The sequence below is a fragment of the Martinezella sp. CNPSo 3957 genome (assembly GCF_057784395.1).
In genome coordinates this window covers 144,947-161,289 of the sequence record NZ_JBXSOU010000014.1, presented here as the reverse complement: position 1 = coordinate 161,289, position 16,343 = coordinate 144,947, and the positions used below count along the sequence as shown (strand labels likewise).

At 59.5% G+C, this 16,343-nt stretch carries 4 protein-coding genes; 2 read left to right on the top strand and 2 right to left on the bottom strand.

From position 1 onward, the window contains the following. Window positions 1-10 precede the first annotated feature (10 nt). Together AC13QE_RS26160 and tnpC are read left to right on the top strand one after the other, a co-directional pair. Window positions 11-130 (top strand): hypothetical protein, encoded by a 120-nt coding sequence (locus tag AC13QE_RS26160; RefSeq protein ID WP_488485893.1) that lies wholly within the window; start codon window positions 11-13, stop codon window positions 128-130. Window positions 131-175: 45 nt separating this feature from the next. Continuing rightward, on the top strand, window positions 176-1,831 hold the full coding sequence (tnpC, locus tag AC13QE_RS26155) for an IS66 family transposase (protein ID WP_488485885.1): 1,656 nt from the start codon (window positions 176-178) through the stop codon (window positions 1,829-1,831). A 537-nt stretch (window positions 1,832-2,368) separates the two neighbouring features. On the opposite strand, the gene AC13QE_RS26150 is transcribed toward tnpC, so the two are convergent. Together AC13QE_RS26150 and AC13QE_RS26145 are read right to left on the bottom strand one after the other, a co-directional pair. Further along, on the bottom strand, window positions 2,369-2,779 hold the full coding sequence (locus tag AC13QE_RS26150) for a DUF596 domain-containing protein (RefSeq protein WP_488485884.1): 411 nt from the start codon (window positions 2,777-2,779) through the stop codon (window positions 2,369-2,371). 16 nt (window positions 2,780-2,795) lie between these two features. Next, entirely contained in the window at window positions 2,796-16,295 is a 13,500-nt protein-coding gene (locus AC13QE_RS26145) for a hemagglutinin repeat-containing protein (RefSeq protein WP_488485883.1), read from the bottom strand. Window positions 16,296-16,343 lie beyond the last annotated feature (48 nt).

The window sequence follows — 16,343 nt, the reverse complement described above, 5'->3', positions numbered from 1 at the left end:
CGGACGCTTCATCTGGCCATCAGCAGCCGATGGCACGGTGGTGATCACGCCTGCGCAGCTCGGTTACCTGCTGGAGGGTATCGACTGGCGGATGCCGCAAAGGACCTGGCGGCCAACATCTGCCGGATAGGCAAAAATGCTGGCATGATGGGAGCGAATATGATTCCATCCTGTCATGAGCAACGCGACCGAAGAGCTTCCGGACGACCTTGCCAGTGCGCTTGCACTGCTGGCCCAGGAACGCGCTCGACGTGTCGCAGCCGAAGCAGAAGCGGCGACTGCGAAGGCAGAAGCCGCCAGCGCAAAGGCACTCGTATCACATTCCGAGGCGCTGATCGCACGGCTGAAGCTGGAGATCGACAAGGTTCGCCGTGAACTCTACGGCAGCCGGTCCGAGCGCAAGGCGCGGCTCCTGGAGCAGATGGAACTGCAGCTCGAGGAACTCGAGGCAGACGCCGGTGAAGATGAATTGGTCGCGGAGATCGCAGCCAAAGCCTCAACCGTCGAAGCTTTCGAGCGCAAGCGCCCATCACGCAAACCGTTTCCTGAACACCTGCCACGCGAGCGCGTCGTTATCGCCGCTCCCGCCAATTGCGCCTGCTGCGGATCGACCAAACTGTCGAAGCTTGGTGAGGACATCACCGAGACCCTGGAGGTCGTCCCGCGTCAGTGGAAAGTCATCCAGACGGTGCGGGAGAAGTTCACCTGCCGCGAGTGTGAGAAGATTACGCAGCCACCTGCACCCTTCCATGTGACGCCCCGCGGTTTTGTAGGGCCGAACCTGCTGGCGATGATCCTGTTTGAGAAGTTCGCCCAGCACCAGCCGCTCAATCGCCAAAGCGAACGCTATGCCCGCGAGGGCGTCGACCTCAGCTTATCGACATTGGCCGACCAGGTCGGAGCATGCGCCGCGGCGTTGAAGCCTATCCATTCACTGATCGAAGCGCACGTTCTGGCCGCCGAGCGACTTCATGGCGACGACACGACAGTGCCGATCCTGGCGAGGGGAAAGACCGATACCGGTCGCATATGGACCTATGTCCGGGATGACCGACCATTCGGCGGGCTCTCACCGCCGGCCGCGCTGTATTACGCATCGCGGGACCGGCGACAGGAGCATCCGGAACGCCATCTGAAGACCTTCACCGGCATTCTGCAGGCGGATGCCTATGGCGGCTATAATCCGCTGTTCAAGGTTGATCGCGATCCAAATCCGCTAAGGCAGGCGTTTTGCTGGTCACATTCGAGACGTAAGTTCTTCGTGCTCGCCGACATCGCGGCGAATGCCAAGCGTGGAAAGAACGCTGCGCCGATCTCGCCCATGGCGCTGGAAGCCGTCAAACGGATCGACGCCCTGTTCGATATCGAGCGGGATATAAACGGGCTTGCCGCCGGTCAACGCCTGGAGCGACGCCGTAGAGACAGCCTGCCGCTCGTCGACGATCTGCAGGCTTGGCTTCAAACCGAGCGTGCAAAACTGTCGCGCAGTTCTCCGGTCGCAGAGGCGATCGACTACATGCTCAAGCGTTGGGATGGCTTCACGTCATTCCTGGACGACGGCAGGATTTGCCTGACCAACAATGCCGCCGAGCGAGCGCTGCGAGGCTTCGCACTGGGCAGGAAATCATGGCTATTCGCCGGATCGGATCGTGGCGCTGACCGTGCCGCCTTCATGGCTACGCTGATCATGACGGCAAAGCTCAACGACATCGATCCGCAGGCCTGGCTTGCCGACATCCTCGCCCGCATAGCCGACACTCCGATCATCAGGTTGGAGCAATTGCTTCCATGGAACTGGACACCGCCGACCATCGACGCTCAAGCGGCGTGACCAGCGGCCTTCACCGTATGCTCACGTTATAAGGCGAAGCATTAACTCCCTGATCTTTTAAGAGTTTAGCAACGCCCTAAGAAAAAATCCCCTCGTCCGTAGGCGGAATTTTAGCGATCATCGCTTCCACATCGAAAGGCCGCCCCAATGTATCCAATACCATACCGCAGGAATTATGAGCGCATGTCGGTGCTTGGCCTTGGGTATTGAAATCAACGGAGATGAAACCACACAGTGCGTTCCAATGGCGTCTCCATATCGGAGAGCCTGTTATTCAGAGAAGTCGGCGCTTTGATACTCCGCCTCGCTCCTACGGAATGTAGGAATTACTTCATAGACGCAGGATATTACATGGATTGAACTGCGCGACATTCTTCGGATGAGCATCATTGACATATAGTCAATAGGTTTCATGTCTTACACCCAAGTATAGATATTTTCATCGAGAGCTGGTTCAATCTCATAACCATTTCGGAGCCCCTCCTGAAAACTTCTGTCTCTTCTGTGGGTAATCAATATTCATTAATGTGACCAAAGTCAGGTCCACTCCTCAGAACCATCATCTCTTATCCACACGACTCCAGCGGGGCACTCTTCGCGAAAGAACCATAAACTTTCTTCAGCAATTTTTTCCTCTTCTGCCATTTGATCGAAATCTTCGATCCGCATCGGCAGAGATGAGCTAGCCGCAGGTCCGAATATCATTTCGCGGCGATCAACGGGTAAAGCATTCCTCAAAAGGGAAATCTGCTCATTTACCGAATTTTCCAGTAATACTCCGCTCTTCGCAAGCTTTATCCGACCGCCACAAAGAAGATCTTCAACTATACCCAAAAAAACCTTACGAGCCTCAGAGAAGTTTTTGTACTCATCGCGAATAAACATCCATAGTCCGTTGAAAGCCCAGAATTCTGATAGTTCGACAATTTCTTCCCATTGTTTCTTCATCGTTCGATAGCCTCTCTCAGCGGAATTTGAGTTCAACACGGGGAAGTTTAGGATTTACCCCCTGAATTTTATCGCTCCCAGCGATATCGATGGTCCAGCGAGCGCCTGTACTACCCGCCGAGCTCGAGATTGATCGCAATGTAATCCGAGTTCCATCTGATGAGGTAGCCGTGAAAATTCCGGAAACGCTTGGGTGAGGAGTTAACGCCCCACCGGCAAGTTTTTCAGCATAAGTTAATATCTGAGCATCAGTCAAAGTTTGACTGTCAAGAACTATGGTTGTTCCGCTGGTATTTCCGCCAGAGCCAACGTTAACCTGCACTCCTTCGATGTCGAGTGATTTCAGGGGATGATTTTTATTGTACAAATTCGCCAGGTCATCAAAGCAATTATTGTGTACCCAAACGGCCTGGACGTCCTCATTGGTGGCTTGCTTGACAAAATAGGTATGGAAGTCCGCAATCGTCAAATTGTAGGCGTCAAACGACTTGTCTTCGATGCGGACATTGACGACCGAGTTCCAGCTTCCATCGGCATCGAGCAATTTTTCGCCCGACAGAAGGTCGCCTGCAGCAATCCAGGCGCCATTTTTGATCGGCCCCTTATAACGATACCCCTCGGGCAGCGCAGTCGGGATTGTTCTTTTTTTCGAGAGAACCGCGAAGAAGGGATGGTTCATCGTCGTTGTGATAGTCTGCTGGCGACCGTTCGTATCGGATTTGACGGTCAAATAAAGAGTTCTCGCGTGCTCCTCCTGAATCTTAGCAAGTGCAAGCTTGTAGCCTTCGCGCCCTTTCTCATCACGCGACCACACTAATGTCTTGCCAGGGCGAATCTGGCTGATCGCCGTAAAGCCGTCGATGGTCTTGACCAGCGTCGCACCGTCAAACGAACAAGCCGCCCCAAAGACATTATCGACGGTCTCATTCGTTTTTGGGTTGAAGCTTTTGTTGTTGAGGGCGGCCAAGTCTTCATCGCCGGCTGCAAGTGCAGCCTTGTTTACGCGCAGCTGATAGATCATCTCGCCGCCCACATAGGCGACGCTGACGACCAGAACGCCAGTTTCAACGTAATTCTGCCATTTCTCGGCCTCTTGCTTGTCGACCCCCATGCCTGTCAAAGCTAGCACAGCGGCTGTTTGAGCTTTCCTGCCTGTCAGTGCCTGCGGCACGGCCGAGACGAGATGATTGGCTGAAACCGCCGCATTGAGCGCGCCTATCGCGCAGGTAATGCCAAACGATCCCGCGCAAGAGCCGATCCCATAGGCAACACCCATCGCATCGAGGAAAGTTTTGATGCCACCATTGCGCTGGCTGATGTCGAGCAAAGCCGCTTGGATGGCCACATCAGCGGATTTGCCATTGGCCACCTCGGCCAAATGCTGCGCCAAGATGACATCATACGGGATAAACCCATCCATGCCGGCGAGCGCCTGCGTTGCTGCCGTTGAATCATCATCGGTGCCGTTGACGATGTCGACTGCCGTGGGAATGTTCAAGTTGTTATACGCGTTCACGAACGATTGCAGATCGCTGATCATTGATCTGCAGGCCGACGAAGATGGATCGCTGGTGCAGACACTGATCAGGGTCGCTGTGTTCGCCTGCGACATCGCCAGATAGAACGCCAGGCGGGCGTTCTCGACCGTGCAATTATCGGTGGCTTTACACTCTTTTGCAGCGCGATAGGCGGCAATGCCGTTCTTCCGTTGTTTGTCGTTTAGATAGTTGTATTGATAGTTGGCGGCACCATAGGCCGCACCTTCTCCGCCGCCGACAGCTCCGCCAACAACGGCGCTTAGGCTCTCACCAAGCAGAGCAGCAAGCTGCTCACGATCGGCGGCTGACAGGTTGCTGTCTTTCACCATACCGTTGATCAGCCGCTCAATCGCTGGTGCCAGCAACGTGGTTGCCGCACCGCCGAGCGCGCCTTTCAGCGCTCCCTCCCAGCCGTTAACACCACCGAGCAAACCACCGCCGATAGCGTGTAGGAGCGCGCGGCCTGCGCCCCCCTCATCCCACAAGGTATATTCTTCCGGTGTGCTAGCATGGTCTCGCAGTTCGCTGGCGATCTCACCTACGAGCGTTGCCATTGTCCTTTGCGCCGCCTGCAGATCAGCCTGGGTCTTGTACTGCTGGCGCAAGATATTCTGCAGGTCCGGCAGGCCGGGCAGCGAGGTGTTGGTGTTCTCGGTATCCCGGCGGATCGTCCCGATGTCCTGCACCTGGTGCTCGGGATCGGTAATCGTGATACCGATATTGCCGCCGATGGCAGAATAGGCCTTGCCGGTCTCGTTTTCGCCGGCCTTGACGGGTGGAGCGATGGTCAATCCGCCAGTCCCGATCCCGCCGCCATAGGTTTCGGCCTTCCAGGTCGAGTGTGTATCGATATCCGCAACCGTCAGCGTACCGGTGGAGAAGGAATTCTTGTCCGCCGTCGCCTGGCTGGTAATCAGCCCGCCGACAAGCGACGTCTGGCCGCTGACATCAATGTTGAGGCCGTCGGTGCCTGCATGAATGCCCGACTGTTCGGAGACGAGAACCGCATCGCCCTTGGCTTTCTGCCCGGTGCCGGAGACGCCGGTGTTTCCAAAGCCGATCTGACCGGAGACATTGAATTGATCGGCCTTGGCCTTTTGCGTATCCAGCTGGCTTTCGATCGTCAGGTTCTTGACGTCGATCGCAACCGAATTGCCGGCGACCGTCGCCCCCTTCAGCCCGAGATCGTTGGTGACGATGGTGACATCGCCGGTACCGTTCACATGTGTGTTCGTGTGGTTGGTGCCGGAAGTTTCCGAACCGCCCTTGCCATAGGATGCGTTGACCCCGACCCCGGTCTCCTGGCAACCACCCTTGGTACTGCAGCCGAAGTTGACGCCGACGCCGGCGCTCCAGGAGTTGTTCGAGCTGGTCGAATCCGAGGTGCCCGTGGCAGCATTGAGGTTGATGTCGCCGTTCGCTGCCGACAGGAAGATGTCTCCGGTCAGTGGATCGCCCGATATCGTCGGGATGCCGTACTTGTCATAGCCGGCCAGGATCTGCGCGCCATCGCTGGTGATGGAGCCGCTCTCGGCCTCCATGGAGATCGAGCGCCCGGCACGGATATCCGTGACCACCGGGGTCGAGGACGACGACGACCAGCTGCTTTCCTGATGATTGACGCCAGCATTGATGCCAATACTGAAAGAAAGACCCTTACCTGCATCAAAATTTTCCGAAGCGGCCTTAAGGTCCTCATAGGCCTGATAGAAGCCGAGGCCGGCAATGGCCGCGTTGGTCACCGCATTGACGCCGCCACTGTCGGAAAGACGCTCGGCCGAGTTCATGATACTCTCAGCCGCCTTGCCGACTTGGCTCGTCACCGAGATGGTCACACCGGCAAAGGTCTTCTCATGCACCTCCTCGTAATTGGTGACGTCGTTGGCCGAGAGCAGATTGACGTTGTTGCCAGCGAAAAGAGTGACGTCGCGCTCGGCGGAAGCGCTGGTTGCCTGCAGGTTGACATTGTTGCCTGCCGAGATGTTGAGATCACGACCCGCCGCCAATGTCGATACTGCATTGGTATCGGACTGCTGCGCTTTGCTGTCCTTCGTCGACTGCGCGCCGATACCGATCGAGAAACCGCCATTGCCGGCGGAAAGGGCCAGGCCGAAGCCGGATTTCTTCTGCTGTTCGGATTGCGAGGAACTTTCGGCGCCGGGCGTGACATTGACGTCACGTGCAGCCGACAGATTGATGTCGCGATCGGCATTGACCGACGATCCCATGATGTTGAGATCGGTGGCCCTCGCCGTCAAATTGACATCCTTCCCGGCCGTAAGCTCTGAGCCGACGTTATCCGTGGAAGATTGCTGGCCCTGCTTTTCGTTCTTGCCGTAGAGCGAGATGAAGCCGCCACCGGAGCCGACGAAGAGGCCAGAATCCTTGCGCTTGCTATCGGACTCGTGGTTTTCCTGTGCCCCAATGATGCTGACGCTCTCGCCGGAGATATTCAGCGAGCCATCGGCATTGACCTTTGAGCCGACAATGGCGGCCGCCTTGCCAGCATCGAGATTAACATCACCAGAAGCCGAAAGCTGCGACGCGACCGTCGTCTCGTTGTAGCCGTCATAGCTCGAGCTGCCGCTGCGCAGGAAGCCCTTGCGTTTGGCGCTGTCATGCTCCGTCTCGGTGTCCTTGCCGGCCGTGACGATCAGATTGCCATCAGTCTGGACTTTGAGATCGGCGGTATGAGTGTCATCACCTGCCGTCACCTTGGAGGCGGAGACCGTGGTGTCGCCACCGGAAATAATCGTCACACCGTCCTTGCCGGACAGTGACGAGCCAGCCGCGGTTGTCGTCTCCAGATGTCCGGAAGCATTCTCCTTCGTCGAACCGAAGAACCCACTCTTCTTGCTGGAGCTCTTGACGTCGAGGGTGGCGCTATCGGTCGCTTCAGCGATCGTGACGTTCTGACCGGCCTGCAAGCCAAGCTTTCCGTCGGCATCCATCGTTGAGCCGATAACGTTGATGTCGCTGTTAGACTTCGCGACCAGATCGCCACCGGCCGTAATGGTCGAGCCATTATGCGTGAGCTCGGACGAGGAGTTTTTGCCGAAGGTAGAGTTCGACTGGTTCTGCGAGGTGGTAACGTTGATGTCGCCGTTCGAGGTCAGACCGACATCGCCCTTGGCCGTCAGGTCGGAACCAGAGATCAGGACACCGGTGTTGGCATTGACCTGAAGGTTGCCGCCCGCGGAGAGCTGCGAGGCCTGCTGATCGGTACCCGTCGTCTTGCTGTAGCCATCGTCCGTCTTTCGGGCGACGTCGGTCGAGACGATGTTGACCGCGCCATCCGTGGCCTTGACCTTGAGATCGCCACCGGCCTTGGCGGAGGAACCAATGATGTTGACGTCGTTGGCGCCAGCGATGGTGAGATTGCCGCCGGCGTTGACGCGTGCCCCTGTCGCATTCTGCTGACCGCCGTTGTCGACCTTGACAGTGGTAAGATTGACATTGGTGCCGGAAAGCTGGGCATTGCCCCCTGCGGCAATCTTGGTGCCCTCTAAGCTCAGCGTACCGCCCGCGGCGATCTGCAGGTTGCCGCCAGCCGACACACCGGCATTGGTGTTGACGACATTCTGACCACCGATGGTCATCGTCTGTGCGGCAAGCCTAATGCCATTTGTGGCGTTGAGGTTCATGTTGCCACCGGCCAGGAAGGTGCCGCCATTGGCCTTGATCTCGGTCGCATTGATGGTCATGCCATCCGCTGCGGCAATCGCACCGGAATTGTTGACGGAGCCAGCGTCGATGCTGACGCTGTTGCCGGCGATGACGGCGCCGCCTGCGTTGACCTTTGCCTTATCAGCGGCAGAGAGATAGACGACCGGCACCAGCACCTGCGCGCCGTCGACGATCTGCGTCTGGTAGATCACCATCGACTGAGTGAGCGATGCGGCCTGCTCCGGCGTCAGTGCTTGCCCGAGAGCTAGCCCGTTCGCCTCCGCATAAGCGACGCCATTGTCGAGCAGCGTCTTCATCTGGTCGGTGGCATTATTGCCGGGGATGAACGACCCCGCGCCAAGGCCATCGCCCACCAGCTGCCGCATCTGTTCGTCTACGAGCTGATTGTCGAAATAGGCGTCGCCGAGGAAGGGAACCTTGGTCTCCGGCGTATAGCCAACTCTGTCGATGAAATAGCTCGACCCGTAAAACTTCGACACGTCAAGGAAGGCGGCCCGCGTTTCGAACAGGAAGACCTGGCCCGGCACCGTGCCGCCAACCCCGCCCGACTGCGGCTTCGCAAGGGAGGCGAGTTGCGCGCCGTTGACCTGCAGCACCTGAGCGAGGTTGCCGCTGTTGCCGAGAGCAGCGGTGAGCTTGCCCATCAGGCTGTTGGGGTTGATCGCAGCACCACCAGCTGTCAGGGTGCCCGAGCTGATCGATGGGCCGCTCACGAGCGTCACGCCGTTGCTGCCCACCGACGCACCGACGGCTGCCGTCAGGTTGCCGCCATTGACGGTCGGCCCGCCGGTGATCGTTGTACCGGTACCCGTCAGTGATGGACCACTACCGACATTGGCGCCACCATTCGAGGTGAAACTGCCTAGCGCGGCATTGACATTGAACAAGGCGCCGCCGGCCGTCATGCCATTCAGGGCCGACAGGGGATCATTCGATGTCGAAGGCGCACTGACGGCCGCGCCGCCGCCCGTCGAACCGAGCGACGTATTGTTGACCGTACCGAAATTAAGGCTCAAGGCCCTGGCCGCCTTGAGCGTGCCGGCCGCGCCGCCGATAACCTGCGATCCCGAGACGATCGACGTGCCGTTGGCGATATTGCGGGAAGGATCGGCAGAACCGTCGCTGTTGTAAGCTGTGCATGCGCTTTGGGCACTGCAGGTCAACGTCGTGGTGCGATTGAGAACGACGCCTTCGTTGGTGAGCGTCGATCCCGTGAGCGACGCGTTACCGCCGGCCTCAATCCGGCTGTAGGAATTGGTGAGGTTGGTGGCATCGACGGTGAGATTGCCGCCGGCGCGGATCACGGCCTCGGGGCTGAGCGCACTGGTGAAGCGGTCTTCATAAACCGACTGCGATATGTTGGACGTTGGATCCCACGTGTAGGTCGTGCTCGTATCCGAGCCATTACGAACAACCTCATCGACAATGAAATAACGCGACGGATTGTTGGGATCGAGGATCGGATTGCCGTTGGCATCCTTGGGAACGCGAGCCTTGATCCAGTCGAAGATCGGTCGAACTTCCGTCGGACCACTGCCGCTGACCCAGGTCCAGGCATGATAGGAGGTGCCGTCGGCAAGGGTTGCGACCGAATATAACAGCGGCTGGTAGTCGGAAAACTGGCCCGGATCGACCCCCGCATAAAGCTGAAACATATTCTGATCGGTCGATTCCAGATAGGCGAAGGGTTGGCCTGCGACGGCTGGATTGAGCACGAAGGTACCGACAACGCCACCAGAGGAGACCAGCTGACCCGTTACCCAGGTCGGCGTCGTCGATCGCCTATTTGTGAGGTTGCTGGTGAGTATCGACATATCACCACCGGCCTGAATGAGACCGGACACATTGGTGACTGCCGCATTGCGCTGACCTTCGGTCGTTCCCCGGATGGTCAACCCGCCATCTGCGAGGATAGCGCCCTGGTCGTTGGTGAGCGTGCCGCCGACGAAGAGGTTGGCGTTGTTGCCCGCAAATACGAGGCCGGACGGGCTGTTGTAGAAGTCGCCAGCGACGTTGAAGGTCAGATTGTTGCCGGCGGCAAGCTGACCGGTGTTGCCGAGCGACGGCAGGTTCAGCGTCAGGTCATGCGCGGCAAGCAGCGAAGTGCCCGCGGTGGTGGCAAGGCCTGCAGCGGAGATGGTGATGTCGCCAGAACCGCCAGCATTGGTAACGGTGCTGACTTGCGCATTGGAAAGATCGGCACCGCCGGAGAGATTGAGGGTCAGGCCGCCGAAGACGAGATTGCTTCCCGAGAGATTGGCGGATGAAGCGTTGACGATTAGCGAGCCACCGGCGGCAATCCGGCTGCCCCTGCTGCCGGAGAGATCCAGCGTTCCGGTATTGAGGGTTAGGTTGCCTCCAACGCGGGTGGTGCTGGTATAAGCAATGGCGCCAGGGCCTGTAAGCGCAGCGTCGCCTAAGCTCTGCAGGCTATTGTAACCGATGTTCTGCGCCGCCGTAGCGGCAAGATTGCCGCCCGAAAGTAGCGAATTGGCGCTGATACTACCGCTCGAGGCTGACAGCGTCATTGCACCAGTATGCTGCAGCATCAGGCTGCCGCCGGCCGCAGCATTGGTGGCGGCGAAATCGACACCTGAGACCAGCGTGTCGATCGTTATCGATCGGGCGGACAGATTGGCGTTGCGGCTTGCAAGCGATTGGCCGGTGAGCGTGATGGCGTTGCGCGCTGTGAGCGACAGATCACCATGGGCGACGGCATTGGCGCTGATATTGTTCGCAGCGTTGGCCGTAATCGTCCCGGCAGCAAGCAGGCTGTTGAAAGAGATGTCGCCAGCTGTGCTCGCGAGCGTCAGGTCGCCGCCCTGGCCTAAAATGACGTTACCGGCGCCCGATTGGTCCATCGCCGCAAAATCGACCCCGGCCGCGATGACGTTGCCGCTGACGGCGGATCCGGTCACCGAGACGTTGCTGGCGCCCAGGAGCTGGCCGTTAATCCTGACCGCGCCGGGACTGGTGGATGAGCCGATCGCGACGGCACCGTGGCCCGTGATGTTGCCGCCCGTAAAGGCGCTTGCCGCCACGTTGAGGTTGCCTGCGACGATCAGCGTGCCGGCCGATGCACTTCCAGCGTTAATGGTGAGATCGCCGCTTGATCCGAGAGCGATGGCGCCGTTTGACGATCGCGCGGTTGTAGCGAAATCAACGCCGGTGACCGCCTGGCCGAGTTGGACGGTCGAACCGGAGAGCAAGACGTCGCCGGCGCCGAGGAGCTGGCCCGAGACATTGACGCTGTTGCTTCCAGCAAGGGTAATGTCGCCATGCCCGGTCATGGTATTGGCCACAATCGCAGACCCACTGGCATTGATAGCGCCGGCAGACAGCATGGTCTGGGCGGTGATGCCCGCAGACGCGGTCAGATTCATATCGCCGGCAGTTCCGAGCACTATACCGCCGCCACGGGCGTTGGTGGCAGCAAAGTCGATGCCGGAGATCAACGTCGGCGCGTTGATGTGGCCGCCGCTAACCGTGAGATTGCCGGCAGCAATGATCTGGTTGTTGATATCGACACTGCCGATAATGTCTGCGTTGCCATGAGCTGTGATGCTGTCGGCGATGAGATCCGCCGCTTTCGCCGTGAAGCCACCTGCCGAAAGGATCGTGCCAGCCGAGATATTGCCGGAGGCCGTAAGATTGGTGCTGCCAGACGATGCCAGTACGATGTTGCCGCCGGCGGCATTGGTGGCGGCAAAGTCGATGCCCGAGATCAGGGTTGGCGCGCTGATGCTGCCACCATTGATGGTGAGGTCGCCCGCGGCCAGGATTTGGTTGCTGACATCGACGTTACCGATGATGCCGACATTGCCGTGGCTTGTGACGCTACCCGCCTGGAGGTTGGCCGTCTTTGCCGTCATATCGTCCGCCGACAGGATCGTGCCGGCCATGGTATTGCCGGAAACGGTGAGGTCCGTCTTACCTGCCCCTCCGAGCACGATGTTTCCGCCATTGGCGGCGGTGGCTGCAAAATCCACGCCGGAGACCAGAAGTCCGGCGTTGAGGCTGGCGCCATCGATCGAGAGATTGCCGGCCGATAGTACCTGGCCACTGACGTCGACGCGACCGCTGGCCACCAGATCGGCCGTGCCATGGCTTGTGATGCTACTCGCGCTCAGATCGCTCGCTTGCGCAGTTAAATTGCCTGCCGACGACAGCGTGCCGATCGTGAGATTACCGCTCGAAGTCAGGGACATATCGCCACTTGATGTCTGGACGATATTGCCGTTGGCGGCCGCAGTGCCAGTGAAGTCGACACCGGAGACGATCGCGCCTGCGGCGATGCTCGAGCCTGAGAGGCTGATGCTTCCACCGGCAAGGACTTGTCCGTTGACGGTCGTCGTACCGGCAAGCGCGATATCCTTGTGGCCGGTGACGGCATCGGCCGTCACGGTAGCGGCATTGACGTTGATGGCACCGCCGGCCTGCATTGTCGATGCAGACAATCCGCCATTGAGCCGGGCGGTAAGATCCCCGGCTCGACCAAGGACGATATTGCCTCCTGCCCTGCTGGTCGCGTCAAAGTCGATACCGGCGACGACAGATTGGGCCGACAGGCTCTGACCAGTGATCAGGATGTTGCCGGCGCCGAGAACCTGGCCGGTAACGTTGGTCTCGCCACTAAGCGTGATATCACCATGCGCTGTGACCGCGTCCGCAGTCACAGTCGCGCCGCCAGCCGAAAAACTACCGGCCGACAGCAATGTCCCGGTATTGATCGCACCGGTCGAAGCGAGCGTCAGGTTGCCGCTTGTCGTCTGGACGATATTCCCATTGGCGGCAGCCGTCGCTGCGAAATCGACGCCGGAGACGATAGCCCCAGTTTGAATGCTTGAGCCGGAGATGCCGATGTTGCCGCCACCCAAGATCTGCTGATTGACGGTCGTTATCCCGGAAAGGGTAATGTCATGATGACCAGTGACGGTATCGGCCGTCACGGTCGCGGCATTGACGTTGATGGCACCGGCGGCTTGCATCGTCGATGCCGAGAATCCACCACTCAACTGAGCCGTCAGCTCCCCGAGCTGTCCGACAACGATGTTGCCGCCCGCGGCATTGGTTGCACTGAAATCGATGCCCGCAATGACGGTCTGCGCTGCCAGACTTTGGCCAGTGATCAGCACGTTACCGGCGCTCAGGATCTGGCCGGCAACACTAGTGGCACCCCTAAGCGTCATATCGCCATGCGCCGTGACGGTCCCGGCCGTGACGGTCGAGCCGGTAGCATTGAGTTTGCCGGCCGAGAGCAGCGTGCCAGTGTCGATGATGCCGGCTGAGACAAGCGTCAGATCGCCGCTTGTCGTCTGGACGATGTTCCCATTAGCGGCTGCCGTTGCCGCGAAATCAATACCCGAGACCGCAGTACCAACCTTAATGCTCGAGCCGGAGATGCCAACATTACCACCTCCGAGCAGCTGGCTGGTGACAGCGACACCACCGGCTGACCCGCCGGAAAGGCTAATATCCTTTTGGCCGGTGATTGAAGCTGCGGAGACCGATGCACCGCTGATGCCGATGGCACCCGCGGCCTGTATGGTCGATGCCGCAACGGCGCCATTGACGTTTACGGCCAAATCGCCGGTCTGACCAAGGACGATATTGCCACCGGCGGCATTGGTGGCATTAAAGTCAATACCAGCGACAAGCGTCTGTGCCGACAAACTTTGACCTGAGATCAGCACGTTGCCGGCGCCGAGAATCTGGCCACTGACGCTGACGACGCCGCCAAGCGTCATGTTGTGATGCGCGGAGATATTGCCGGCGGATATCGATGAGCCGTTCGCGATGAGATCGCCCGCAGACAATAGCGTTCCGGCGCTGATCGCGCCTGCGGTCGTCAGTGTCAGATTGCCAGTTCCCGTGATCGTCGGGCCAAGGGTGATGCGCCCACCCGCCGCATTGGTGGCGGCGATGTCGACACCGGAGACGATGGCATCAGCCGCGATGCTGGAACCGGCGATGCCGACATTGCCGCCGCCGAGCACCTGGCCGCTGATCTTCACGCTGCCGCTTCCGGCGGTCGCACTGGTGGCGCCGGTCAGTATGATGCTCTTGCTGCCGGTGATCGCATCAGCAGTGAGGGTCTGACCGGTGGCGTTGATCGCGCCTGCCGCCAGCACGGTTCCTGCCTGGATGGCGCCAACGCTGTCGTTGATCGTCAGATCACCGCTACCTGCCAGCACGATATTGCCGGCGGCGGCCTTAGTCGCGGCAAAATTGACCCCAGACGCAAGCAGACCAGCGCTAACACCATTGGCGTTGCCATTGATGGTGATATCGCTGGCTCCGAGCAATTGGTTGGTGACGCGCATGCCGCCGTCGATACGGACGTTGCCGTGACTGGTGAGGTTGCTAGACTGCAGCAAGGAAGCCTGTGCGATCAGATTGCCGGCCGACAGCAACGTGCCAACCGTGATGGTTCCGGCGGCAGCTTTTAGATCGAGTGCGCCAGCCGAACCTAGGACGATATTGCCACCAGCGGCGTTGGTTGAGGCAAAGTCGACGCCGGACGCGATAGCGGTCGCCTGAATGCCAGCCCCGGAGATCAGGATGTCGCCCGCACCAAGAATCTGGCCGCTCGCGTTCATCGCAGCGTTAACGGTGAGCCCGCCATGCGAGGTAACGTTAGCGGCCGTGAGCGAGGTCGCGGTCGCGGTAAGATTGCCGGCTGATTGAATATTTCCCGCCGCGATATCGCCGGTCGCACTGGTGTTGAGGCTTCCGCCCGACTGCAGATTGCCGGTAGCTATCGTGCCGCCAGTCGCCGTCAAGCTCAAGTTGCCTGCGGAGCCAAGAATGACATTCCCGCCAGGATCGGCACTCGTGGCAGCAACGTTAATGCCGGAAACAACCATGCCGGTGGAGATTGACCGCGCAGTGGCGCTGACATTGCCCTGCGCCAGGACATTGCCGGAAACGGCAAGACTATTACCAGCGGTAAGAGCGAGATTGTTGTAGCTCAACAGCGAGGCGGCCGAGATCGAGCCGGCCGTGGCAGTCAGGGTGAGGTCGCCGGTGCTGTTGGCAGCGCCGGCAATCGCGATATCGCCGGAGCTGGCGACAAGCGTCGCTGCACCATTGCCAGCGGTAACGCTGCCAGCAGCAATGCCGCCGCCTGAACTCATCTGGGTGGTCGCGCCGCTGTTCACGTCGCCGGAGACGCTGAGCAGGCCGGTTCCGCTTGCAAGTACGATATCGCTGTCGGTGGCAACCGATTGCAGGGTAATGCCTTGATCGGCTTGAACCTTGACCTTCTGCCTCGCGGTCAGCTTGGCGGCAGTGACCCTCTGTTTCGAGGTAATAGTCACGCCATCGCGTGCGGACGCATTGCCGATCGAGATCTTGCCGTCGGCCGATAGCGACAGTTCGCCGGCATTGGCGGCCATATCGCCGCTCATCCTGACGCCGGCACCCTTTTCCGTGACGACGACCTTGATGCGATCGGCCTGCATGGCGCCGAGCGCCGAACCGTCGATCGCATATTCCGGCGTGCCCGAGGTGGCGGTCAGCGCCGTCGCCTCTCCAGTGGCATAATTGTATTGGCTGGCGCCACCAGTCAGGCGCACGGTCTTGCCATAGATCGGCGCGTTGACATGGATCTGGCGGGAGACGACGTCGAACAGATCGACCGCGCCTGGAGCCGCCGCGAAATTGCCGCCTGCCCCTTCGAAGGTGACATCGCCGCCATTGACGGTGAATCCTGTCAGGCTGCCGTCGGCGCCGATATTGGGCACACCGGTCGTCAGCGTCGCTCTCGGCGTATTGATGAAGCCGCAGCCGGCGCACGTGATCCCATTCGGATTAGCTATGATCACGTCCGCTCTGCCGCCGAACACTTCAGTCGGGCCATTCAGGGCCGAGCGATTGCCTGATGTAACTTCGTTGATAATGACGGAAGCGGGGCCGGAGCCGTTGAGGTTCGGGTTGCCGGGTGTCGCGCCGCCCAAGTTCGACGTGCCGACTTCACCTTTGAAGTTGTTGAGGATCAGGCCCTGGGTGCCGACGTTGAAGTTGTCGTACTTGTTGTGCGAGAGGCCGGTGGCGTTCGGCGTGACGATATCGATCAGCGGTACGCCGTTCGGGGCGGCCCCGACGCCCGGCTGATTGGCAGCGGGAGCCGATCCAGCAGCGGAAACGGATTGCGCGTTGGCCAGCATCGGCTGGAAAACAAGCAGGGCGCTCAGAAGAGTCGCAGACAATTGACGCATGGCGCTGCCCAGGCCCCTGACCCTTACCTTGCCATTTTCGCCATTTGAAATACGTGCTGACGTCCTGGTCATCGCCCTGCCCCGTTTAACGCTTTCTACCCGCTTCGAATTTCCGATCGA

Excerpts from the sequence above, each read along its gene's own strand:
- tnpC (WP_488485885.1), top strand. The coding sequence starts at position 176 with ATGAGCAACGCGACCGAAGAGCTTCCGGACGACCTTGCCAGTGCGCTT.
- AC13QE_RS26150 (WP_488485884.1), bottom strand. The coding sequence starts at position 2,779 with ATGAAGAAACAATGGGAAGAAATTGTCGAACTATCAGAATTCTGGGCT.
- AC13QE_RS26145 (WP_488485883.1), bottom strand. The coding sequence starts at position 16,295 with ATGACCAGGACGTCAGCACGTATTTCAAATGGCGAAAATGGCAAGGTA.